We start from the raw sequence: 23,201 nt of genomic DNA, 5'->3' as shown, positions 1-23,201 counted from the left end.
ACCATGAAGCTCAATAAAATTTATTCTGCTATTGTACTTAGCACTTTACCTCTTTCTGCAGTTCAAGCAGCTGGCTTAGACCGTTCTGGTCAATCTATTTCTGCTTTTTTACAGCCGGGTAACTATGCGGAAGCAGGTATTTCTGTTTTAGATCCAGAAGTTCAAGGTAAAGACAATGCCGGCAATAAAGTCAGCGATATGGCTGAAGATTACTACTTCCCTACTGCTGCTATAAAAATTCAGGCAACTGATAAAATATCTCTGGGTTTACTTTATGACCAGCCATTTGGAGCTGACTCTCAATATGCGCCTGAATCTAATGCTTTTGCTACAGTAAATACCAATACTGGTGTATTGGAAGGCACTTCTGTTGAAGTAAAAACCAATAGCATTACAGCACTTATAGGGTATCAGCCAAATGAGAACTGGAATGTTTATGCCGGACCTGTCTATCAAAGCGTAAAGGCGAAAGTCTCCCTACGTGGTACAGCTTATAGAGGCCCGCAAGTTCTTGGCGGTTATGATATTGACCTTAAAGAAAGTGAAGCTTACGGTTGGTTAGCTGGTTTTGCATATTCTATTCCTGAAATTGCCTTAAAAGCTGCTGTGACTTATCGCTCTGAAATTAAACATGAATTAGATACCACAGAAACCTTCGGTTTTGGTACAGATGGGGCTTTATATATTCCTGGATTAACTGGCACATTATTAGGTAAACCAGTAATTCCAACTTACCATAAAGCGGAAATTACTACACCACAATCAGTCAACATTGACTTACAGTCAGGCATTGCAAAAAATACCTTAGCCTTTGCTAATATTCGCTGGGTACATTGGGATCAGTTTGCAGTAAAACCTGCTTATTTATCTCAGCTAACTGGCGCACTCACCGGAAAACAGCAGAATCTTGTCGATTATTCAGATGATCAATGGTCTGCAAATGTGGGTTTAGGTCATAAATTTAACGTTAAATGGTCAGGCTCTGCTGCTGTAGGTTATGACTCTGGCGCAGGAAACCCGGTAACCACCTTGGGTCCAACTGAAGGTTATTGGAGTGTCGGTCTAGGCGGCCAATACAGCCCTGCAGAAAACTATTTTATCCAGGCTGGGGTTAAATACTTCTGGCTAGGAGATGCACAAGCACAAACAGGTGGTGAAGTAAAAGGTAGCTTTGAAGACAACCATGCAATCGGCTATGGTATGAAAATCGGTTACCGTTTCTAATTGCGTTAAAAAATTAGTATTCAACAAGAAAGGGCGCTATAAGCGCCCTTTCTTTTATTACATACACTTAAATATTAAGCTGGAATATCACGTACTGAAGCATTACGAATCGCTTCTTTTAACGCATCATAACCACGAATTGGCGGGAATTGCGGGAATTCAGCAATCACATTTTCAGGCGCATCAAATAGGAAACCATGATCTGCTTCACCTAGCATCGTGGTATCATTATAAGAATCTCCTGCTGCAATCACACGGAAGTTCAAGCCATGTAATGCTTTTACGGCTTGACGTTTTTGGTCCGGCTGACGAAGTTTATAAGCCGAGATCATGCCTGCTTCATCTGTTTCCAGTTTATGACAGAAAATCGTCGGCCAATCCAGTTGCTTCATCAATGGATGTGCAAATTCATAGAAAGTATCTGAAAGAATAATTAATTGAAAATGCGTACTCACCCATTTCACAAATTCTTTTGCTCCTGGGAACGGCCCCATTTCTGCAATCACTTCCTGAATATCGTTCAAGCCTAAACCGTGCTGTTTTAAAATATTCAGACGTTGGGTCATCAGTACATCATAGTCAGGAATGTCACGAGTCGTCGCTTCAAGCTCTTTAATCCCGGTTTTTTTGGCAAAGTTAATCCAGATTTCTGGAACCAACACGCCTTCTAAATCTAGACATACGACTTCCATGAACATTCCCTCTGAGTTGTATTGAAAAAATTTTGCACTATCATAGCTGAAGAAATAGATTTTGCACTGTACTTTTTTAAATCTATTTTTTTCATAAGTATTTATTTTTTAGTGATAAGTCAACTAAATCAATTCTATTAAAATAGATGTGAAATTAATTAATATAGGCCATGTCCTTTCCAAGCCTATATCGCCAGGACTCTCATGACCATCATTCCTACTATTGATCGTATTGATGCACTTGCATCTGAATATGCAGATAAATCGCCTAATGAAATCTTGGCACTTGCACTGAGCCAGCAAGGTGAAATTGCGATTTCATTTTCTGGGGCCGAAGATGTTGTATTGATTGATATGGCCTCTCATCTGGGTAAACCATTCCGGGTATTCAGTCTGGATACTGGACGTTTACATGCAGAGACCTATCAGTTTATTGAGCGGGTGCGTAAGCATTATAATATCGAGATTGAAATCTGCTTCCCCGAAACTGCAGACGTGCAAAATCTAGTGACGACAAAAGGTTTATTCAGTTTCTTTGAAGATGGCCATCAAGAATGTTGCGGTATACGCAAGGTTCAACCACTGCGTAAAAAACTGGCCACGCTGGATGGCTGGATTACCGGTCAGCGTAAAGACCAAAGCCCGGGTACCCGTAATGAAATTCCTGTGGTTCAGGCAGATCCAGGTTTCTCCGGTCCTGGAAAGCAGTTGATTAAGTACAATCCTCTAGCCAACTGGTCCAGTGCAGATGTCTGGAGTTATATCCGTATGATGGAAGTCCCTTATAATGCCCTGCATGAGAAAGGTTTTGTTTCTATCGGCTGTGAACCTTGTACTCGCCCTGTGCTGCCAAATCAGCATGAACGCGAAGGCCGCTGGTGGTGGGAAGAAGCCACCCATAAAGAATGTGGCTTACATGCTGGCAATCTAAAAAAATAAAGTTAAGTTTTATCGCTCCTATTGATTGAAAGGCTATTTTTTTAATAAAGATAGTCTTTTTTAATTGATAATTTTACATTTAGTGACAAGATAGAAATTACCTTTTATCGGGATAATATTATTTTAATTAAAGAATTGATAAAATTTTAGCTCATTGATTTATTTGCATAAAATGTGAAATTGAACACAATGCTATTCTTCTAATAACACATAATTATTAAGTTACACTCCACTTCGCCTAGAAAATACTATTTTTAGAAATCTATTTTAAAACTAAAATTTTCACATTTCATAAACTTAGGAAGATATTTTGTTCTTGTCAATAGCCACTTTTTCACAGTTGAGGCAAGATAAAGCAGTTCATTTATATGCTAAAAAAGATATACTTTAAAAACTAAAGTAATAATTCTAACAAGGCCTTTTAGCAAAAAAGCCATAGAGAATGCAGTGAGGCAATCCACGCTATGCGTCCATTACATCCAATTGATTTTATTTTCTTAACTTTAGAGAAACGGCAGCAGCCTATGCATGTAGGTGGACTATTTTTATTCCAAATTCCCGACAATGCGCCAGCTTCCTTTATTCAGGATCTAGTCACGGATATCCAAAATTCGAAATGCTCTCCAATCCCACCTTTTAACAATTATTTAAACGGCCTGTTTTGGGATGAAGACCAAGAATTTGATTTAGATCATCATTTTCGTCATATCGCCCTGCCAAAACCGGGCCGTATCCGTGAATTGCTGACCTATATTTCTCAAGAACATAGTGCCCTGATTGATCGTGCCAAACCTTTATGGACCTGTCATATTATTGAAGGTATTGAAGGTAACCGTTTTGCCATGTATTTCAAAATTCACCATGCCATGGTAGATGGGATTGCCGGCATGCGTCTGGTAGAAAAATCACTTTCATTTGACCCCCATGCCAAGAGTATTGTACCGCCGTGGTGTGTAGAAGGGCCACGTGCTAAACGCCTGAAAGCACCTAAAGTGAACAGGTTTAAAAATGTCCTGCAGACCATTAAGGGGCAACTGGAATGTGCGCCACGAGTTGCTTATGAACTGTCGCAAACCGTCATGAAAGATATGGGACGCAATCCGGATTATGTATCCAGCTTTCAGGCGCCAAGCAGTATTCTGAATCAACGCGTCAGTGCTTCACGTCGCTTTGCAGCCCAGTCTTTCGAATTTTCACGTTTACGTCATATTTCTAAGGCATTGGGCGTGACCATTAATGATATCGTCCTGGCCATTTGTTCAGGTGCATTACGTGAATATTTATTATCGCAAAATGCCTTACCGAAAAAACCGTTAATTGCTATGGTTCCAGCTTCTGTTCGCAGTGACGATTCAGATATATCCAACCGTATTACCATGATTCTGGCCAATCTGGGTACGCATAAAGAAGATCCGCTGGAACGTCTCAAGATCGTACGCCGTAGTGTACTGAGTGCCAAAGAACGCTTCAAACGTATGAATGCCAACCAGATTTTGAACTATAGTGCCTTTGTCTACGGTGCAGCAGGTCTGAATATTGCCTCCGGTTTAATGCCGACACGTCAGGCGTTTAACGTCATTATTTCCAATGTACCTGGACCACAAGAGCCCCTTTACTGGAATGGTGCACGTCTTGAAGCACTTTATCCGGCTTCTATCGTACTGGATGGTCAGGCCTTGAATATCACCATGACCAGCTATCTAGACAAACTGGAAGTCGGCTTAACTGCATGTCGTAATGCCCTGCCGAAAATGCAGAACTTGCTGACACATCTGGAAGAAGAAATTCAACGTTTTGAACTTATTGTAGATGGCGAACCTGTCCCAAAGTTACGGGCGGTAAGCTAGCCGCGGATGAATAAATAAGATAGATGGGCTGCCAAAGGTGCTGATCATTTTTGCCAGTCTTTGAGCACAGAATAAAGGGACCGATCTGGTCCCTTTTCTTTATTTTTGAAATCTTTTTAAATTATTTTTGACAAGTTAGAAACAATGCACAAATGCAATCAGCTTTTAATAGTACGGCACTGTTGTAATAATTGATGGCAGACGTTACGGATCATGCTCGCGGTAATTTGAACTTCATTACCGCGCTCATCAACGATATATCCCGCATGTACAGTCTTTGGTTCTAATACGTGTTTTAGGCCTTTATGGATTACTGCTTTACTCATACTCATCACACACTCCTTTTGCTAAGCCTGAAACTGGAAGAAACGGCTTTGGCTAATTCATGCATCTAGTATTGTAAATAAAGGCCCTGTTGTAAAATTTCAGATGTAACAAGTGTTTAACGATATTCTGTTACAATTTCAGCTGAGAATGATATCGTATTGCTCTTGCGTATACAGATTTTCCACCTGGAACTTAATCACGCGATTAATGAAATGTTCCAGATCAGCGACTGCAGGCGCTTCTGCCGTCAATAATCGATCAATAACAGCCGGATGCGCAACGACAGTAAAGCCACTCTGTGACTCATAAGCACGAGCATAACGCAGAATCTCCCTGAATATTTCGTAACATACTGACTCGGCTGTTTTGACATAACCGCGTCCTTGACAGGTCGGACAAGACTCGCACAGCAGATGTTCCAGCGACTCACGGGTGCGTTTCCGGGTCATTTCCACCAAGCCCAGTTCTGATACCTGAGTAATCTTGGTCTTGGCGTGGTCACGTTCTAACATGCGCTCAAACTGTTTCATCACTTCTTCACGATGCTGCGCTTCCTGCATATCGATGAAGTCGATGATAATAATGCCGCCGAGATTACGCAGACGTAACTGACGCGCGATAACATCCGTCGCTTCCATATTGGTTTTAAAAACCGTATCTTCCAACGAACGGCCACCAACATAAGAACCGGTATTGACATCAATTGTGGCCATGGCTTCAGTCTGGTCAATCATCAGATAACCGCCAGACTTCAATGCGACACGAGTTTGCAATGCCTTTTGCAGATCTTCTTCGACATTATACAAGTCGAAAATTGGCCGCTCGCCCGGATAATGCAGCAAACGGTCTTTCATGTTCGGGACAAATTCTTCGACAAATTCCTGCAACTTGGCATGAATTTCACGTGAATCCACGTAAATTTTAGCAGTTTCTTCATTGGCCAGATCACGAATCACCCGTTGCGGCAAAGGCAATTCTTCAAAGATCAAAGATGGTACTGCAATAATCTTCTGCTTGCGCTGGATATATTCCCAAAGCTTGGCCAGATAAGCCATATCCTGTGCGATGGCTTCTTCTTCAATCCCTTCTGCCGCAGTACGCACAATCACTGAACCCGGCAGCTTATGTTCTGCCTGAATCCGCTCAATGATGGAACGCAAGCGATTGCGCTCTTCCTCAGATTCAATCCGTTGTGATACACCTATATGATTGCCATATGGCATCAGCACCAAATAACGCGAAGGAATCGACAGATCGGTAGACAGGCGTGCGCCTTTGGTACCGAGCATATCTTTCATCACCTGAACCGTGAGGACTTGTCCCGGTTGAAGTAACTCAAAGACATTCGGCGTCGGTTGATTGCGGGGCCAGACCATATCATTGATATGTAAAAACGCAGTACGAGAAAGTCCGATATCCACGAAAGCAGCCTGCATGCCGGGTAAGACCCGCACCACTTTTCCTTTATAGACATTCCCTACCAGGCCACGCTTGGCCGTACGCTCGACAAACAGTTCATTGACCGTGCCGTTTTCAATTAACGCGACCCGACATTCCATCGGCGTGACATTAATCAACAACTCGTCAGACATAACTACACTCAAAACATTATAAGAATTCTTTTCAGCAGTTAATTTAGTGCCTTAACCGTCTGTAATAACTGTACTGTCTCATATAAAGGCAAGCCGACCACATTGGAATAACTGCCCTGTATTTTTGGAATATAACGTGCTGCAATTCCTTGAATCGCATAAGCCCCGGCTTTACCCAGTGGCTCACCTGTCGCCCAGTAACTTTCCATATCTACGGCGCTCAGGATTTGAAATTCGACCTGTGTGCGTACCACTATACTGTATTTTTCATGCTTTGTACGAACACAGACACCGCTATAGACATCATGCCATCGACCGGAGATTTTTGTCCACATTTCAATCGCATGTTGTTTGGATTCAGGCTTACCCAGAATCTCCTGATCCACCCCCAGACTGGTATCCGCAGCAATGATGATGGCATCTGGATAATACTCAGCCACGGCATCTGCTTTGGCTCGTGCCAGACGTTCAACATAGGCTGCGACCGACTCGCCTGCTTGTACAGATTCGTCGATCTCGGGACTGTAAATATCGAAGCTCAGCCCGAGTTGTTGCAATAACTCGCGACGCCGGGGTGAGCTCGAAGCTAGAATTATATGCGCCATTTTTTGAGCATATAATAAATAGCAGGCCAAACCAGAATACTGGTCACCATCGGAATCCAGTGCCGTGCATAAGAAAATTGCACGCCAGCTATAATCTGGGTAAAAAAGATCATCAGCAGATATGCGACAATCGCCAGCCCCATAATCACCCAGAGATTATTAAAGGTCAGGATACGGCGTTCACGGGTCAGAAAGCGAGCTAAAAAGGCAATAATGATAAAGCTCAGCGCATTCAGACCCAAAGGTGCATCCAGCAACAGATCAATAAAAATACCGGTGCCAAAGGCAAACCAGATCCCGCACCAGGTTGGCTGACATAACACCCAGAAGAGCATGATCATCAGCATAAACAGCGGACGCCAGCCCGAGAGATTATAGGAAAGTGGATAGACCATTAAAATAGAAGCCACAATCACCGAAATGACAATAGCCATTAAAGGATCACGATGCTTTCTGGATTTCATCTTAGCGATTGACATGCGGTTGCTCCATCGCTAATGAATCGGAAAATAACACTACGACATGATGTCCACCGGCGAGTTGAGCCGCAGGCGTCACATCAATCTGGGCAAATTCACCAGAATTATGGCGTTGTACTTTAGACACCTGCCCCACCAGATAACCTGCCGGGAAATGTTGTCCCAAGCCCGAACTATAGACTTTTTCACCGACCTTGATATTGGCACTGGTCGGTACATATTCCATTTTTAAACGTCCCAGATCACCCGTACCCGAGACAATGGCACGCATCCCAGTATGTTCCAGGCGCACTGACAGTGAATGTTCTTTATCAGACAACAGCATGACCCGGCTACTATGCGGATAGACATTGATAATCTGCCCCATGATCCCCTTGTCATCCAGTACCGTTTGCCCGACTTTCAGCTCGTTATTCGAACCACGGTTGATCACGATAATATGCCGTAATGGATCGGCATCGGTGCCAATCACTTCGGCAATTTCAATACGTCCATCAATGATCAGCGGCGTGTCCAATAGACCGCGCAAACGGGTATTTTCAGCAGAAAGTTCAGAGATTTTTTGTAAGCGTACCTGTGCCTGTAACAGCTCGGCCTGCATCGCGGTATTTTCCCGACGCAATTGAGCTTCAGACTTGGTTTGTTGATTCAACCACTCTCGCGACAATACCGGATAGCTGGCCACCGCATAAATAGGATTATAAGCAGCGTACAGGACATCCCTTGCAGGTTGAACAACATGCGGCATGCGCCAATCAAAGAAAAGCACCACCAAGCATGTTACCAATGCAATGATAAAAGAGCGAAAAGATGGCGGTTGTCGAGAAAACAGATGTGCTTGCACCCGCCGAATCCTTTTCTTAGCCTACGAATAACATGTCATGATTTGGGTTGTCGAAAAATTCGAGTACCTTGCCGCCACCACGAGTCACACATGATAGTGGATCTTCTGCCACTACCACTGGCAGGCCAGTTTCTTTGGCAAGCAGTTTGTCAAGATTACGTAGCAATGCACCACCACCGGTTAACACGATACCACGTTCAGCGATGTCCGAAGAAAGCTCAGGAGGGGTATGTTCTAAAGCAGATTTCACCGCAGACACGATGTTTTGCAATGGATCAGAAATCGCTTGGGTCACTTCGTCTGAATTGACCACAATCGCACGAGGCACACCTTCTGCGAGGTTACGGCCACGAACTTCAATTTCAAGCGGTTTAGCGCCTTCATCTGGCAACGCCATACCCACTTCTTTTTTGATCACTTCAGCCGTGGTTTCGCCGATCACACAGCCATGCGCTTTACGCACATAGTTAATGATCTGCTCATCAAATACATCACCGCCGATACGTAACGAATCTGCATAAACACAACCCTGCAACGAGATAATCGCAATTTCAGTGGTACCACCGCCCACATCAACCACCATCGAACCACAGGCTTGCTCAACTGGCATACCTGCACCAATCGCTGCTGCCATCGGCTCTTCGATTAAACGTACATCACGTGCGCCCGCATTAAACACGGCTTCACGAATGGCACGGCGCTCAACAAGGGTTGATTTACATGGCACGCAAACCACGACACGCGGTGCCGGAGTAAATAAACGGTTTTCATGTACTTTGCGAATAAACTGATTCAGCATGGTCTCAGTGACTTCAAAATCCGCAATCACACCGTCTTTCATAGGACGGATCGCTGAGATATTGGCTGGGGTACGACCTAGCATTTGCTTCGCTTCAAGACCGACTGCCGCAACAATTTTATGTGAACCACTATGACGGATGGCTACAACCGTCGGTTCATTTAATATAATGCCTCGTCCTGGCGCATAAATAAGTGTATTTGCTGTACCTAAATCAATGGCAAGATCGGGCGAAAACAAGCCTATTAGTCGTTTTAGAATCACGGGGACGTTCTCAGTTAAACTTTATATGGACGCAAGGTGGCCACTTTAACTAAATGTGATGATTTGGACAAGTCAATCGCTTATCATAACGCATGATAATTTGAATTTTTTTAATACTGATTAGGTAATATTATGTCTACATCGGATGCACAGCATTCTGCAGATTTAAGTGCAGAAACAGTTTCAGCCATTGCCAACCTTGCAAGGTTATCTCTCAATGATACGCAATCTGCTGAATATGCTCAAAGTTTAAATAAAATTTTAGGCATGATGGAAACCCTGAAAGGCATCAATACCGACGGTGTTGAACCACTGAAAAGCCCTTTCGACCACCCACAGCCTTTACGTGAAGATGTCGTGTCGGAAAGCAATCATCGTGAGGAATACCAAGCAGTTGCACCTGCTGTACAGGACGGTTTGTATCTCGTCCCACGCGTGATTGAGTAATTATTACCCAGTTCATTCTTTTTATTAAATTAAACGTAAAGAATTATTTCTCATGACAGATTTACACCGCTTATCCATTCGTGAACTGACTGAAGGTTTGGCAAATGCTCAATTTTCATCCCGCGAATTGACTCAACACTATTTAAAACGCATCGAAAAAATTGATGCACAGGTCAAGGCTTATGTGACCGTGACTGCTGAACAGGCATTGGCTCAAGCTGATGCTGCCGATGCTGCAATCAAAGCTGGCAATGCCTCTGCCCTGACTGGTGTGCCAGTTGCCCACAAAGATATTTTCTGTACCCAAGGCATTAAAACCACTGCCGGTTCAAAAATGCTGGACAATTTTATCTCTCCTTACGACGCAACCGTTGTAGCGAAAGGTAAAGCTGCGGGCCTGGTCACTTTGGGTAAAGTGAACATGGACGAATTCGCGATGGGTTCGACCTCTGAGAACTCATATTACGGCGCAACTGCCAACCCTTGGAACCTGGGCCATGTCCCTGGTGGTTCTTCAGGCGGTTCTGCAGCAGCTGTGGCAGCGGATTTGGCACCATTTGCAACTGGTACTGACACCGGTGGTTCAATCCGTCAACCTGCATCATTCTGTGGTCTGACCGGTCTTAAACCGACTTACGGTCGTGTATCGCGCTTCGGTATGATTGCTTATGCATCATCACTAGACCAAGGTGGTCCAATGGCACGTTCTGCAGAAGACTGTGCTTACCTGATGAATGTCATGGCCGGTCATGATGCCAAAGATTCAACTTCAATGGATCAAGTGGTAGATAACTATGTCGCGAACCTGAACGCTACCTCAGTAAAAGGTTTACGCATTGGTATTCCAAAACAGTATTTTAATGTTGCTGGCCTAGCTGAAGATGTTAAAGCACGTGTCGAAGAATCACTTAAAAAGTTAGAAGAAATGGGCGCTACGCTTGTTGAGATCGACCTCAACATGACTGAAAGCTATGTTCCGACTTATTACCTGATCGCACCTGCCGAAGCTTCTTCGAACCTATCACGTTTTGATGGCGTACGTTATGGCTATCGCGCAGAAAATCCTGTGGACCTGATGGACCTGTACAAGCGTTCACGTTCAGAAGGTTTTGGTGCAGAAGTGCAACGCCGTATCCTGATTGGTACGTATGCCCTGTCTGCAGGTTATTACGATGCTTACTATGTAAAAGCACAGAAAGTACGTCGCCTGATCCAGCAAGATTTCCTTAAAGCATTTGAATCGGTCGATGTCATTGCAGCACCTTCTGCGCCAACGACTGCCTATAAAATTGGTGCAGATTTAACGCCAGTTGAAATGTACCTGGGCGATATTTATACGCTTGCGGTAAATCTGGCAGGTCTTCCTGCGATTAACGCGCCTGTCGGTTTTGACCAAAATAACTTGCCAGTTGGCTTACAGCTGATTGGTAATTACTGGTCAGAATCTCAATTGTTGTCTGTGGTACACCAGTATCAACAGGCCACCGATTGGCATACAAAACGCGCTGCAATTGCTGAGGAGAACGCATAATGGCTCAAGCTCAAAAATCGGCTAAACCAAAATCCAACCTGATTGATGGTTGGGAAGTCGTTATTGGTATCGAGATTCACACTCAGCTTGCCACCAATACCAAAATTTTTTCAGGTTCATCGACTGTTTTCGGTAATGATCCAAACACGCAAGCCAGCCTGGTTGATTTGGCTATGCCGGGCGTATTGCCGGTATTAAACAAAGAAGTAGTTGATCTTGCGATTCGCTTTGGTTTGGGCATCGATGCATACATCGACCAGGCATCTGTATTTGCACGTAAGAACTACTTCTACCCGGATTCTCCAAAAGGTTATCAGATCAGCCAGATGGATAACCCGATTGTGGGCTTGGGGCATATCGACATTCAACTTGAAGATGGCACGGTTAAACGCATTGGCGTAACGCGCGCGCACCTTGAAGAAGATGCAGGTAAATCGATCCATGACCAGTTCGAAGGTATGTCAGGCATCGACTTGAACCGTGCAGGTACGCCTTTACTTGAAATCGTATCTGAACCGGATATGCGTTCAGTTGAAGAAGCGGTTGCATACATTAAAGCGATTCACACGCTAGTGCGCTGGTTAGGCATTTCTGACGGTAACATGGCGGAAGGTTCGTTCCGTTGTGACTGTAACGTGTCTTTACGTCGTCCGGGTCAACCTTTCGGTACACGTTGTGAATTGAAAAACCTGAATTCATTCCGTTTCATTGAACAGGCGATCAATGTTGAAATTGAACGTCAAATGGAAATTCTGGACTGGGATGGCACCATTGATCAGGAAACGCGTCTGTTCGACCCTGTAAAGATGGAAACGCGTTCAATGCGTTCTAAAGAAGAAGCGAACGATTACCGCTACTTCCCTGACCCAGACTTGTTGCCTGTAGTGATTGCGGACGAACAAATCGAAGCAATTAAAGCAACCATGCCTGAGCTTCCTGCGGCACGTCGTGCGCGTTTTGTGACTGACTTTGGTGTGACTGAGTACGATGCTCACGTGCTTACATTGACTCGTGAAATGTCAGAGTTCTACGAAGAGGTGGTTAAGGCTGCTGGTGGCGCTGCACAAGGTAAGATTGCGGCAAACTGGGTGATGGGCGAATTCTCAGGTGCTTTAAACAAAGCAGGCCTAGATTTGGCTGATTCTCCTGTATCAGCTGGAAAACTTGGTGGTATGATTGCACGTATTGTGGACAACACAATTAACGGTAAGATCGCGAAGCAAGTATTCGGCTTTATGTGGGAAGAAGGCAAATCTGCGGACGAGATTATTGCTGAAAAAGGCTTGAAACAGGAAACTGATACAGGCGCGATTGAAGCGATTATTAAAGACGTGCTTGCTGCCAATGAGAAGATGGTTGAAGAGTATAAATCTGGTAAAGAGAAAGCGTTCAATGGTCTAGTTGGTCAAGTGATGAAAGCAGCAAAAGGTAAAGCGAACCCTGCTCAAGTAAATGAATTGATGAAGAAGTTGATTGGTTGAGACTGATTAATTTTGGAATAAAAAACCCGCTTTAGAGCGGGTTTTTAGTTTTATTTTGTATAAAATCTAGAAGCTGAAAAAATTTTGTATGATTATAAATTTTTAATTTCTCTAAAAATTCTTTATCTTTCATTTGTCTATAGGATTCAAATACATAAAATTTTTTCTCTCTCCTAGGAAGGTTATCTTCATAAAATATCCTATATTGCTTCACATTCACTGATTCTGATATTAATTCACCTTCATCATCATATTCATTTAAATAAAGATCTTTAATATTAAAACCTAGATTAAGAGACTTATCATTTTTATTCAAAAAAAAATTATGAGTTATCGGAGTAAATATAGCATCTAAATAATTTTCGTAATAGAAATCATATCTAGTTCTCTCCATAACATGATTAACTTTCCGTTTCTGCTCCTCATAATCCATTCCATTAAAATCGTCCCAAGTTAGTTTGTCATAACCACCATACTTTAAAAGATCATAATAATATTTCCCTTGTTTGTAATCCAAGTCTGTCTCTTGAAATTCCTTAAACAATACAGGTTGAGCATAAACCTCAGAAATTTGATTTTCTGTGTAGTTATCTGACAATAAGACATACCATTGGAATGTTGAGAATAACTCAACATAACAAAAAATTAATTTTTCTTCCTGTCCTTCACATTGCAAAGTAAATAATGATAAGAAATGATGTGGGTATTCGTAGCACTCTGACTTTATCTTTTCAATCTCTATATCCAATTCAGTAAAAGGATAAAAAGGAATTACACACAATTTATCTAGAATGTTTTGATTTTCAAAGTCAATTATTCTATTCAAAAAATCTCTTTTTATACCTAATTTTGTTGCATAGCCTGCACATATTTTCGCTAATTCTTGTTTAAAATTAAGATTCTCAATATTAAAATTTGGAAAAATCCGATCCTCGTTTTCCAACTCTAGAAATTCTTTTATAATTAACTTGTAGCCTAATGAGTCAAGTCTTTTTTCTTTTAAATATTTTCCCACTCTTTGTTTTTTTCCAAAGAAATGAAGCTTTTTCTCTTTCTGATCTATATGATGAGTCGCACCAAAACATTCTATCTTTTGACTAGACCACATGACATCTAAAATAATGTTTAACTTTGATAAATAAACTTTAGCTTTTGTTTGGTTATTTTTGTTTGAAGAACGATCTACTCTAAGATCTAATAGTTTTTTCAAGAAATCAAAATTTTCTATAAATTTTTTATCGATAGAATCGTTTAACTTACTCCCACACTCCTCACATAGTACATCTTCTGACTTCAGATATCCGCCTAAAGCATTAGGAATAATATGTTCTTCATGCGTTATACATTGTCCTTTATTTTTAAGACTTTCTATCTTTTCAATTTTCTGTTCTTTACTTAGCTTAAGCCCTTTTAAGCTTATTAATTCTAATCCACACAAATAACATATATGCACGACATGCCCAAAAATTAAGTTATTAAAATTCATAAATATCAAAATAGAAGGCAAGTTTACAATATAAATTTAAGAAAATTTTCAATCATATATGGGACTATCCTGATGCAAAAGGTTATGGCGCAACGGCATGTATTGTCGTTCCTGCATTTTTAGAACTCTATGAAAAAGACCAAGCCAATTGGGAACAACTCGCTTATTGGATTCATAACAATCTGAATTACAGTCACCTACAATTTTTTCCAAAACTCTGTGCCTTTAACATTGGTTGGCATGAACAGCCTACACGAGAAATTTATAGTTATATCCAACCGAAAGGCTATTTGCTGCGTGGTGAAGCTGTGAATAAAGAATTTGAGAAATTTTATCCTGATTTATTGTAATCATTAATCCCCCCAAATCCCCCTTTTTCAAAGGAGGACTTGCCACGTCATCAATTGATACGCGTGGTTCCCTCTCCTGAGCAAGTTTTAAAGCACTGCTTTAAAATGAAGCGCAAGAAAGGATGAGGGCTAGGGAGAGGATTTTTTTAAATTAATACTCTTCTCTTAAATTTTCTAATTCAGTCGCACGTGCGGCAGTCGCTTCCATGTAACAACTATTGCTATTTACAGTTGCAATCGTCCCTCCATTCGGGTCGGCATAAAAATCGCAATTGGCATCACGATAGCGAATCCAGAGACGCTGAACCTCTTGAAGCTGTTTTTTACGGTTTGCATTCAGCGATGCCATCGTCTGTTTATAGGCATTATTTAACCGTGTATCTTGGCGATCTGTTTCGGCCGCAATACAATCCAGCATATTTACAGTAACGCCACCTGAGCGATCCATACAATTTGAGTATTGCCGACTCAAATCATTGTCCCCTGCGTACAGCGCAGGAGGAAGTATAAACATACTTAAACCCAATAAAGCAGTGCGTTTGAACATAACAACCCCTATCTTTTCATTTATGTTATTCATAATAAATACCATAATTGAACCCTGGCACGCATGCATTCAATCAGTTATTTCCCTCTTAACTCACCCAACTTATTCCACACATCCGGTGTCAAGAAAGTGACCACCAGTTTATTTAAATCCACATAACGCAGCACACCTTTAAGCTGACTTTTCATTTCAGGATTTTCTAAAATTTCCTCACCGGTAATCCGTCCAAGTTCCTGAAAACTGTCACCCACCGCTTGTACGCCTTCCGCAGCAATTACCGCTTTGGTCTGTGCAGAACATTGCTCTACCAATATACGCTGCAATACTTGGGCTAAATTTTTATCCAGCTGGGTTCTTTGTGCTTCATTCACATTACTGAATTTCTTCAATTCCGGATGTGCAGATAAGGCAACAAAGGTCCATTGCAGCACCGTTGTTTTATCTGCTGCCGTGGTGGATTTCACCAGACAGTTACTCAGCTGCTCGACGGTTGGCCCCGCAATAGCCATTTGGGTGGTAGCCATCAAGGCCATTGCCATTAATCCCCACCGAATTTTAGCTGTAAATCTGCGACGGATAACCTCAGTTTGGCGTGACATAAGCGAATCTCTTTTTTAACAATCAGCTACTTTGTATCATAGACTCGCACCTTGCCCGTGTTATTACTCTGTAATTTATGGCAATACACAAGCCACGGGCAAAAGACCGATATCTGATTAGGTGTATTGAGTGTAAATGTGAGTTTGAGATTAGAAATCCCCGTCTCTGTTCAGCATTTTTTAAGACGCCACTTTAAAAAAAAGGCGAGTGAAAGCATCCTCAGAATGTATTTTAAGGATGCTCGAAAGAGGATGGATTAAGAAGGAAAAAATAGTCCTACTTCACCTGCCTGAGCATATTCTTTGCTCCGGCATGATTATAATTATTGGCCAGGTTTTGCAAAATTTTTACCGCCTGACCTTTGGCATTGGAAAAACGGCTGCTATAACTCGGCACACTGGTTAAACAGCGCGCTACCAGCATCCCTGATTCAGTATAGACACGTGTTCCCTCTGTGCCCTGCAATTTGCCATAGTTATAGGCACGCTGGGCGTTGTTACAGGCATTATTCAGATTCTTACCGCTATTAATATCACGTCGCGCTGCCACATAGATTTTCATCTGATGTTGTTGCGGTGTTTCTGCTACCGCAGCTCGAGCTGATGCCGCTGCTAGCTGCTTTTTCTCTGCTTCTTTTTTCTCAAGCTCTTTTCTTTCTAATTCCTTTCGCTCTAATTCTTTACGTGCTGATTCCTTCAGCTCATTTGTCGTCTTTGCGGCAGGAGTCTTAGGAGAAGTCGTGCTTTTTATCGATGCAGGTGTGGTTTTCTCCACAGCAACCCTGGCTTTAGTTGGACGATAAAAGTTTTTTGCTTGAGAAAGACTCATGACCTGGGTGAATAGTCGAACACTACGTGTCTGGCTAGTTTTATCAACTTGTCGTTCAGAAATTGGCTCAATCGAGACAATCCAGCTTTCAGTCAGGTCATCCATACGACACTGATAGGCACCACTACCTTGTACAACACCCCGATTGGCACTCAGGCGTTTACGCTGGGCAACATCTGCCACTGCACTAAAATTACTTTTATACAGCAGTGAAAATTTACCACCCTGTTCATGACAATATTGCGTCAGTATCGAACGCGGATACATGGCCTGAGTCGTGTTATTTTTCTGAGCTTGTCCCCAAAGATAAACATAATCTTTTGCACTACCATCACGTTGATTCAAAGCCCGTTTGGCAATTAGTTCTTCCGGACTGGCAAAAGGATGTAACACCTCTGATTTCAACCGATTCACGCTATTACATCCAGCTAAAGCTGCTGCCCCTATTATTAGAATTATTACTTTTAGCTTCACAGCAAATATCTCAACCCCAAAATCCCGTATAACATAGCTTAAATAGCACAAAACAACAAACACAAGATATTGATAACTATAATATTTAAATGGTAAAAAGGCACATATCAGCCTCAACTTTGCTGATTATGCCAAGCTTCATGTGATAAAAATTGACACAAGTATCATTTTTAAATCAGTTCAAATAATAAACAATTCCATTCAGGACTCAAGAAAAAGATAGAAAAAACACATAAAAAACCGAAGAAGGCGGTGAGTCCTTCTCCGGCGGCTTATTCAGGGAACGCTACAGACCTTTATTATAATGGGTAATAAATTTACCTTTTATCCGCTATAACATTGCCTGAACAAGATCAGCATAAGAATAATTTCCTCAACGTACATTTGTTATTTTTATACGTCAAACCACCGGAAATTAAACGCCATCTTGGCTGGCCCTTAGGATTTTAGACAAGAAAAAAATATCTGAATACCCCAATATTGGGAGGTTCTGACACGATTTACCCAAGTCATCTGACCAACGGTCAGATCGATATTTTCCATTGGATTTTGTAAATTAACTCGCCCTAAAAAAAGCCAAACCTAAAACTGTTTGGCTGATAAAGCAGGATAATAATATGAGAAAAAATTAATCAATATGTGATTCAAATGCTTTTAAGCGTTTATAGATCGACATCAGTTCAATAATCGTCGGCCAAGACAGAATCAGATACTGGAAAGATTCCCGCACTTTGCCAAATACATTCAGGATTTGCATCATCAAACCAAGAGTAATTGCCCCTGCTGCAATACTTGGAAACAGAATAAATAATCCGTAAATATTGTCTAACTGCAAGTACCAGATCCGAACCATGTTGAAATAAGCATAGTGAAAATATAACCGGAAATAATTCCAGCGTACCCGGCTAAACAGTTCTTGTAATGTCAGCGGATGTGCGCGATCAGCATAGTCTTCGCCATAGACCAGCTCTTTACGATAGGCTGCCTCAACTTTCTGGTTATTGAACTCCAGTCCGGGCAATTTCATTCCCACGACCATTAAAATGACCGTACCCAATACCGCCCAGCCGATCGAGGCCCACATTAAAGCATGCGGTATTTCCCCTACAATCGGTAAAACTTTCACATGACTAGAGAGCTGATATAAGATCGGCAGGAATGCCATCAGCAACATCAGCGCTTCGATCAAGGAAACACTTAACTGCTCCGTGGTTTTGGCAAAGCGCATGGTATCTTCCTGGATACGTTGTGATGCACCTTCAATATGACGTAACTGCTCCCAATGTGCGGTGTAATAATCATTCATCGCGGTACGCCAGCGGAAGACATAATGGCTGACAAAAAACAGGTTAAATACCGCTAAAGTGACATAAACCATCGCAATATAAATAAAGGTTAATGCGCCTTGATACAGCAATGAAACATCCCCACCACCCTTAGTGAGCATTTGTTGAATCTGATCATAAAACGGGCTATACCATTCGTTTAATACGACATTGACCTGTACCCCGAACCAGATATTAAACAGAATAAATGCCGAGCCCCAGACCGACCAGCGCTGCCATCGGTGTCTGGCTTTCCATTGCCAGAACAGCGCAAATATCGTAGTTGCAATGAAATACCAGAGATAGAACCAGATGAATTGAGCTGACCAGAAACGCCCGATACCGATTGTAAGCTTTTCATCAAAATAATTTTCAGGAAAACCCAGATAGGTTCCCCATCCTGATCCGCCACTATGCCAAAGCACAAGATTAATGATAAACCATAAAATCAGGCTGCTAAAAAACCAGATGGGTTGCGGGAAAAATGACTTAAACATACCGACCCAGTTCTCCTTATGTCTCTTGGTCATCCAAATGACGCCTAGTTTATTCTTATTTTAGATTTTTACTGTTATAAAGCATTAATTTTCAATTTAGTGTAAAAAAGGATAGAAGGATATCAAGTCTCTAGAAACTTATTTTTATCATTCAGCTCTGCGTTATGATTTTCCTTATATTCTCGATTTTTATCATTCAGTAGAGCGATACCAAAAAACAGAAAAATCATCATGTTTTTGACCTTTCGTTATTTTGATAAAATTTTTATGCCTGTTATCTGTCGGGTTTATGTAAAAGAGCCTTATGCTTCCGAGCACTGCGAGAATAGGATGAAAATCAGCCATACTGCATGTCTTCTAGGTATCTTTAATCTAAATAGAGCACTTCTCCCTATTTGAATAAGTCATTGATCAAGTTCTCAGTTTTTGAAGAAACAGTTAAATTTTCAAAAATCATGCTATGATTTAATTATCGAAAAGTAATCTTATTTTGGAAAAAACTATGGAAAGTTCGGTAATTGAATTACTTAAACCGGTGACTCTAGAAAAAGAAAACTGCGCCCCTATTAGTTTTGAAGCAGGTACTGTTTTGAAAGTGGTCATGCAGACTCCAACCAGTCTTCTGGTCAGTAATGATGATGATTTTAACTTTACCATTCCGTTAAAAGACGAAAATGAAGTGTGGCGAGAAATCTGAGTATTTTTCTTTCATGCAAATAGACGGGTTGTATCTGAGTTTGGTTTCTTAACTTTATATGATACGACCCTGAGCTTCTCTCTACTTTAATTGCTCTTTCATTATTTTTTCAAGAAATTATTTCTTCCCTTTTCTCTCATCATTTACTGCTGTTAAATTGACTCATCCATTTGAGCAAAAAATTAATTGAAACTTCTCTAATTTTTTCGGTCTATATAAGATCATTAATTCTCTATTTTTCCGGTTTTGTATCTGCTCTGTGATGACCATACCACGTTTAAATCTCTCATCTTTGTTTAGCGCAACTTCATCTAATATACTACGCTTTGATTCAAAGAAGAATATTCAAATTATTTTCAGCGTTAGTCATAGAAATGATATTCGTCTTGCTTCGTTTTTTTATCCTTTGATAAAATTCATCAATAAGATTTAAAAATTAATCTGAGATGCTAAATTAAGAGGCTGTTTAAATTGTATAGCTCTGCAATTGGTCCCAAGAAAATTTGATAATACGAAATTTCCCTCTAGCCAATATTAGTATTTTTTCTTTTAAGACAGCTCAGCCAATCTTAAAAATTATTAATTTTCATAAACTTAAGTTAAATATTTTAATTATATATACCTGATTTATAAATTTATTTAGATTATTCTATTTAAAAAGATCTCAAAATTACATCTCCCTCATATATTTAAAAATAAAAAAATAAATTAATAATAAATACTATATTCTAAAAAATTAATTAAAAAATACATATTCAAAAATAAAGATTAAATAATAAATCTTATTATTTAAAATCCTGAAAAACAATCAATCCAAGAAAATCTTAAAATATAAAATTCTCATAATTTATTTTTAAAATTTATTAACAATACTGGATTTCTACCAAAATATTTCTAAATCTTACAAAGTAACTGTACTTGTTAAAAGTGTTTCGTTTCTGCACTTAAAGCCAGTCTGTTAAATGAAATATGTTATAAATTTAATCAGATCAATGATCATTCAGGTAATTTTAACTTTTAAATCAATTTAATTTCAGAGGCTTAGGTAGTATTTATGTCGATTCTCAAAGAAGATCAAGACCTAGAAGATTCACTTGCTACATCTTCTTATATATTACCTCAAGTGATTTTAAATCAGCTCAAACCTATTATTTATTCTCACAAACTTGTTTTATTTATTGATATTGATGGAACCATTTCTGAATTCCACCCAGATCCAGCAAAAAGTATAATTAAGAGCGGAACCTTAAATACCTTAAAAGAGTTACAACAATATATTCAGCTAATATTAGTGACCGGTCGCTCAATTGCACAAGCCCAAAAACTTATTTATCCATTTGACTGGAATATTGCCGGTTCTCACGGTCTGGAATTAAGCTATCAATCGCGTTTAAGCAAGTTAATTGATTTAAATCCTGAACAGTTTGAATTATTAAAAAATTATATTACAGAACATAGTAATAATATTCCTCAGACTCGAATAGAAATTAAAGACTATTCAGTCGCCCTGCATTTTCGTGAACATCCCTATTTAGAGCATCAAGTGCATGCATTTGCCTTGAATTGTCTTACTCATTTTCAGGATTTTGAACTTAAGGCTGGAAAGTTTGTATTCGAACTGGTGCCCAAAGGGGCAAATAAAGGTTCAGCCATCCAGCAAATCATTCAGCAATATCACTTAAGTGATCATTACCCCATTTTTATCGGAGATGACCTGACCGACGAAGCCGGTTTTCAAGTCATCAACACATTCAAAGGCTGCTCTATCAAAGTCGGTACAGGCAACACCGTGGCACAACATCGCCTCGAAAACGTGACTCAAGTACAGGCTTTTCTAGCAGAATTTCTAGAAATACTGAAAGCACAACAACAATTATTATTGGAGAAATTACATGTCGAAACTCATAGTGTTATCAAATCGTGTAAATCTACCTAAGTCAGACAATACCCAGGCAGGTGGATTAGCGGTGGCATTGCAGGATGCTTTGCAGGATATAGGCGGTATCTGGGTTGGCTGGAATGGATCCCGAGTTGACCAGACGAAAGAGCAGAAGTTTCAAATCCTGAAGCATCAAAATGTTGAATATCACACGAGTCCATTGACTGAATCCCAATATCAAGGTTTTTATTGTGGTTTTGCCAACAATGCATTATGGCCACTGATGCACGATCAGCATCAACTTGTAGATTATCAGCCGCAGGATTTTAAGATCTATCAGGATGTCAATTTACGCTTTGCCAAGCACCTGAAACAGGTAGCATCTCCACATGATATTATCTGGATCCATGATTATCATTTTTTAAGCGTGGCGCATTATTGCCGTAAACTGGGCATGCGTAACCGTATTGGCTTTTTCCTGCATATTCCCTTTCCTGAACTAAGGCTCTGGCAGACTTTACCCGCCCATCGCGATTTGGCACATCATTTGGCCAACTACGATGTACTGGGTTTGCAGACCTCTCGCGATCAGGAAAACTGTTTAAATTTCCTTGAACAGACCTTAAAAGTGCAGCATCGTCACAATGAAATCCTGAATTATCAATCTCGAAAGATTCATGTGAAATGCTATCCGATTGGTGTGCATCCTGTGCAACTACAGAATCAGGCCTCAGATACCCATCTGGAAAAGCTTCCCTTTGATCTGGATACAGTGCAGCCTTATAAAACCATCATTTCAGTTGACCGGATTGATTATAGTAAAGGCTTATTGGAGAAAATCGGATCGTTGCAGAGCTTGCTGGAAGATCAACCGGAGTTTAAAAATCAATTCCAGCAATTACAAATTGCCTGCCCATGCCGACTGGATGTAAAAACCTATAAGAACCTGTATACGCAATTTAAAGCTGCCGTGCATGAACTCAATAGCCAGCATGGCACAACGGACTGGTTACCCTTTGATTGCAGCTATGACACCTTGGGTCATGAAGCCTTGATGCAACTGTATCGTAAGGCTGATATTTGCTGGGTAAATTCGATCCGGGATGGTATGAATCTGGTCGCCAAGGAATATATTGCTGCACAGGATCCTTTAGATCCGGGTGTCTTGATTCTATCTAAATATGCCGGTGCTGCTGAACAAATGAAAGAAGCCTTACTGGTCGATCCTTATGAGCATGACAGTATGGCTAAAGCTTTGAAGAAGGCGCTGCGCATGTCTAAATCAGAACGTTTAGAGCGCTATCGTTATTTAAGCCAAGGCTTGAAAAATTTCGATATTATTCGCTGGCGTGATCAGTTTATTACTGACCTGAAAAACTCACAAAGCTTGCGGATCTATCGTCCGGTGGCTGCAGGAGTTTCAAACCAGTTCAGTATGCATGCCTAA

At 40.9% G+C, this 23,201-nt stretch carries 21 protein-coding genes; 9 read left to right on the top strand and 12 right to left on the bottom strand.

What is annotated here, in order from left to right; all coding sequences use genetic code 11:
• Nucleotides 1–3 precede the first annotated feature (3 nt).
• A complete protein-coding gene (locus F995_RS07425; protein WP_004646226.1) occupies nucleotides 4–1,224 on the top strand; it encodes an OmpP1/FadL family transporter in 1,221 nt (406 codons plus the stop codon).
• Between the two features lie 74 nt (nucleotides 1,225–1,298).
• On the opposite strand, the gene thrH is transcribed toward F995_RS07425, so the two are convergent.
• Complete coding sequence (thrH, locus tag F995_RS07420) at nucleotides 1,299–1,916, bottom strand: bifunctional phosphoserine phosphatase/homoserine phosphotransferase ThrH (RefSeq protein ID WP_004646225.1); 618 nt, start codon at nucleotides 1,914–1,916, stop codon at nucleotides 1,299–1,301.
• 204 nt (nucleotides 1,917–2,120) lie between these two features.
• Between thrH and F995_RS07415 the strand changes: the two genes are divergently transcribed.
• Nucleotides 2,121–2,855 carry a phosphoadenylyl-sulfate reductase gene (locus F995_RS07415; RefSeq protein ID WP_004646224.1) on the top strand — a complete coding sequence of 245 codons (735 nt, stop codon included), beginning with the start codon at nucleotides 2,121–2,123 and terminating at the stop codon, nucleotides 2,853–2,855.
• Between the two features lie 464 nt (nucleotides 2,856–3,319).
• Nucleotides 3,320–4,702 carry a WS/DGAT/MGAT family O-acyltransferase gene (locus tag F995_RS07410; RefSeq protein WP_004646223.1) on the top strand — a complete coding sequence of 461 codons (1,383 nt, stop codon included), beginning with the start codon at nucleotides 3,320–3,322 and terminating at the stop codon, nucleotides 4,700–4,702.
• A 158-nt stretch (nucleotides 4,703–4,860) separates the two neighbouring features.
• On the opposite strand, the gene F995_RS16780 is transcribed toward F995_RS07410, so the two are convergent.
• The 6 genes from F995_RS16780 to F995_RS07385 form a co-directional block, all read right to left on the bottom strand.
• The gene (locus tag F995_RS16780; protein ID WP_004646222.1) at nucleotides 4,861–5,034 is read right to left on the bottom strand and encodes a PA1571 family protein; all 174 of its coding nucleotides are present in this window, start codon (nucleotides 5,032–5,034) and stop codon (nucleotides 4,861–4,863) included.
• 132 nt (nucleotides 5,035–5,166) lie between these two features.
• The gene (gene rng / locus F995_RS07405; RefSeq protein ID WP_004646221.1) at nucleotides 5,167–6,621 is read right to left on the bottom strand and encodes a ribonuclease G; all 1,455 of its coding nucleotides are present in this window, start codon (nucleotides 6,619–6,621) and stop codon (nucleotides 5,167–5,169) included.
• 38 nt (nucleotides 6,622–6,659) lie between these two features.
• Complete coding sequence (locus tag F995_RS07400; protein ID WP_004646220.1) at nucleotides 6,660–7,226, bottom strand: Maf-like protein; 567 nt, start codon at nucleotides 7,224–7,226, stop codon at nucleotides 6,660–6,662.
• Nucleotides 7,214–7,705: a rod shape-determining protein MreD gene (mreD, locus tag F995_RS07395; protein ID WP_004646219.1), complete on the bottom strand. Its 492-nt coding sequence runs from the start codon at nucleotides 7,703–7,705 to the stop codon at nucleotides 7,214–7,216. The genes F995_RS07400 and mreD overlap by 13 nt, the downstream gene beginning before the upstream one ends.
• A complete protein-coding gene (gene mreC / locus F995_RS07390) occupies nucleotides 7,692–8,549 on the bottom strand; it encodes a rod shape-determining protein MreC (RefSeq protein ID WP_004279362.1) in 858 nt (285 codons plus the stop codon). The genes mreD and mreC overlap by 14 nt, the downstream gene beginning before the upstream one ends.
• A gap of 16 nt (nucleotides 8,550–8,565) precedes the next feature.
• Nucleotides 8,566–9,612, bottom strand: coding sequence for a rod shape-determining protein (locus F995_RS07385; RefSeq protein WP_004279360.1), 1,047 nt, complete (start codon nucleotides 9,610–9,612; stop codon nucleotides 8,566–8,568).
• A gap of 132 nt (nucleotides 9,613–9,744) precedes the next feature.
• Between F995_RS07385 and gatC the strand changes: the two genes are divergently transcribed.
• Genes gatC through gatB form a run of 3 tightly spaced genes read left to right on the top strand, consistent with a single transcriptional unit; the run spans nucleotide 9,745 to nucleotide 13,071 of the window.
• On the top strand, nucleotides 9,745–10,059 hold the full coding sequence (gene gatC, locus F995_RS07380) for an Asp-tRNA(Asn)/Glu-tRNA(Gln) amidotransferase subunit GatC (protein ID WP_004279359.1): 315 nt from the start codon (nucleotides 9,745–9,747) through the stop codon (nucleotides 10,057–10,059).
• A 52-nt stretch (nucleotides 10,060–10,111) separates the two neighbouring features.
• Nucleotides 10,112–11,590 (top strand): Asp-tRNA(Asn)/Glu-tRNA(Gln) amidotransferase subunit GatA, encoded by a 1,479-nt coding sequence (gene gatA, locus F995_RS07375; protein ID WP_004646217.1) that lies wholly within the window; start codon nucleotides 10,112–10,114, stop codon nucleotides 11,588–11,590.
• Nucleotides 11,590–13,071 (top strand): Asp-tRNA(Asn)/Glu-tRNA(Gln) amidotransferase subunit GatB, encoded by a 1,482-nt coding sequence (gene gatB, locus F995_RS07370; protein WP_004646216.1) that lies wholly within the window; start codon nucleotides 11,590–11,592, stop codon nucleotides 13,069–13,071. Before gatA ends, gatB begins: the two co-directional genes overlap by 1 nt.
• Nucleotides 13,072–13,102: 31 nt before the next feature.
• On the opposite strand, the gene F995_RS07365 is transcribed toward gatB, so the two are convergent.
• The 5 genes from F995_RS07365 to sbmA all read right to left on the bottom strand — a co-directional run bounded on the left by F995_RS07365 (nucleotide 13,103) and on the right by sbmA (nucleotide 19,178).
• On the bottom strand, nucleotides 13,103–14,557 hold the full coding sequence (locus tag F995_RS07365) for an HNH endonuclease (protein WP_004646215.1): 1,455 nt from the start codon (nucleotides 14,555–14,557) through the stop codon (nucleotides 13,103–13,105).
• A gap of 501 nt (nucleotides 14,558–15,058) precedes the next feature.
• On the bottom strand, nucleotides 15,059–15,454 hold the full coding sequence (locus tag F995_RS07360; protein ID WP_004279354.1) for a lysozyme inhibitor LprI family protein: 396 nt from the start codon (nucleotides 15,452–15,454) through the stop codon (nucleotides 15,059–15,061).
• Nucleotides 15,455–15,531: 77 nt separating this feature from the next.
• Entirely contained in the window at nucleotides 15,532–16,053 is a 522-nt protein-coding gene (locus F995_RS07355; protein WP_004646214.1) for a hypothetical protein, read from the bottom strand.
• A 277-nt stretch (nucleotides 16,054–16,330) separates the two neighbouring features.
• Nucleotides 16,331–17,296 (bottom strand): hypothetical protein, encoded by a 966-nt coding sequence (locus F995_RS07350; RefSeq protein ID WP_004646213.1) that lies wholly within the window; start codon nucleotides 17,294–17,296, stop codon nucleotides 16,331–16,333.
• 688 nt (nucleotides 17,297–17,984) lie between these two features.
• Nucleotides 17,985–19,178 (bottom strand): peptide antibiotic transporter SbmA, encoded by a 1,194-nt coding sequence (gene sbmA / locus F995_RS07345; protein WP_016806899.1) that lies wholly within the window; start codon nucleotides 19,176–19,178, stop codon nucleotides 17,985–17,987.
• Nucleotides 19,179–19,680: 502 nt separating this feature from the next.
• Between sbmA and F995_RS07340 the strand changes: the two genes are divergently transcribed.
• The 3 genes from F995_RS07340 to F995_RS07330 all read left to right on the top strand — a co-directional run bounded on the left by F995_RS07340 (nucleotide 19,681) and on the right by F995_RS07330 (nucleotide 23,201).
• Nucleotides 19,681–19,875 (top strand): hypothetical protein, encoded by a 195-nt coding sequence (locus tag F995_RS07340; RefSeq protein WP_004646210.1) that lies wholly within the window; start codon nucleotides 19,681–19,683, stop codon nucleotides 19,873–19,875.
• A 1,054-nt stretch (nucleotides 19,876–20,929) separates the two neighbouring features.
• Nucleotides 20,930–21,811, top strand: coding sequence for a trehalose-phosphatase (otsB, locus tag F995_RS07335; protein ID WP_004646209.1), 882 nt, complete (start codon nucleotides 20,930–20,932; stop codon nucleotides 21,809–21,811).
• On the top strand, nucleotides 21,768–23,201 hold the full coding sequence (locus F995_RS07330; RefSeq protein ID WP_004646208.1) for an alpha,alpha-trehalose-phosphate synthase (UDP-forming): 1,434 nt from the start codon (nucleotides 21,768–21,770) through the stop codon (nucleotides 23,199–23,201). Before otsB ends, F995_RS07330 begins: the two co-directional genes overlap by 44 nt.

The sequence above is a fragment of the Acinetobacter sp. CIP A162 genome (assembly GCF_000367905.1).
GTDB classification, from domain to species: domain Bacteria; phylum Pseudomonadota; class Gammaproteobacteria; order Pseudomonadales; family Moraxellaceae; genus Acinetobacter; species Acinetobacter lwoffii.
This window is presented reverse-complemented; position numbering and strand designations above follow the sequence as displayed.

Bases quoted from the DNA above. Each gene is read 5' to 3' on its own strand.
- F995_RS07425 (WP_004646226.1), top strand. From the start codon at position 4: ATGAAGCTCAATAAAATTTATTCTGCTATTGTACTTAGCACTTTACCT.
- thrH (WP_004646225.1), bottom strand. From the start codon at position 1,916: ATGGAAGTCGTATGTCTAGATTTAGAAGGCGTGTTGGTTCCAGAAATC.
- F995_RS07415 (WP_004646224.1), top strand. From the start codon at position 2,121: ATGACCATCATTCCTACTATTGATCGTATTGATGCACTTGCATCTGAA.
- F995_RS07410 (WP_004646223.1), top strand. From the start codon at position 3,320: ATGCGTCCATTACATCCAATTGATTTTATTTTCTTAACTTTAGAGAAA.
- F995_RS16780 (WP_004646222.1), bottom strand. From the start codon at position 5,034: ATGAGTATGAGTAAAGCAGTAATCCATAAAGGCCTAAAACACGTATTA.
- rng (WP_004646221.1), bottom strand. From the start codon at position 6,621: ATGTCTGACGAGTTGTTGATTAATGTCACGCCGATGGAATGTCGGGTC.
- F995_RS07400 (WP_004646220.1), bottom strand. From the start codon at position 7,226: ATGGCGCATATAATTCTAGCTTCGAGCTCACCCCGGCGTCGCGAGTTA.
- mreD (WP_004646219.1), bottom strand. From the start codon at position 7,705: ATGTCAATCGCTAAGATGAAATCCAGAAAGCATCGTGATCCTTTAATG.
- gatC (WP_004279359.1), top strand. From the start codon at position 9,745: ATGTCTACATCGGATGCACAGCATTCTGCAGATTTAAGTGCAGAAACA.
- gatA (WP_004646217.1), top strand. From the start codon at position 10,112: ATGACAGATTTACACCGCTTATCCATTCGTGAACTGACTGAAGGTTTG.
- gatB (WP_004646216.1), top strand. From the start codon at position 11,590: ATGGCTCAAGCTCAAAAATCGGCTAAACCAAAATCCAACCTGATTGAT.
- F995_RS07365 (WP_004646215.1), bottom strand. From the start codon at position 14,557: ATGAATTTTAATAACTTAATTTTTGGGCATGTCGTGCATATATGTTAT.
- F995_RS07360 (WP_004279354.1), bottom strand. From the start codon at position 15,454: ATGTTCAAACGCACTGCTTTATTGGGTTTAAGTATGTTTATACTTCCT.
- F995_RS07355 (WP_004646214.1), bottom strand. From the start codon at position 16,053: ATGTCACGCCAAACTGAGGTTATCCGTCGCAGATTTACAGCTAAAATT.
- sbmA (WP_016806899.1), bottom strand. From the start codon at position 19,178: ATGTTTAAGTCATTTTTCCCGCAACCCATCTGGTTTTTTAGCAGCCTG.
- F995_RS07340 (WP_004646210.1), top strand. From the start codon at position 19,681: ATGGAAAGTTCGGTAATTGAATTACTTAAACCGGTGACTCTAGAAAAA.
- otsB (WP_004646209.1), top strand. From the start codon at position 20,930: ATGTCGATTCTCAAAGAAGATCAAGACCTAGAAGATTCACTTGCTACA.
- F995_RS07330 (WP_004646208.1), top strand. From the start codon at position 21,768: ATGTCGAAACTCATAGTGTTATCAAATCGTGTAAATCTACCTAAGTCA.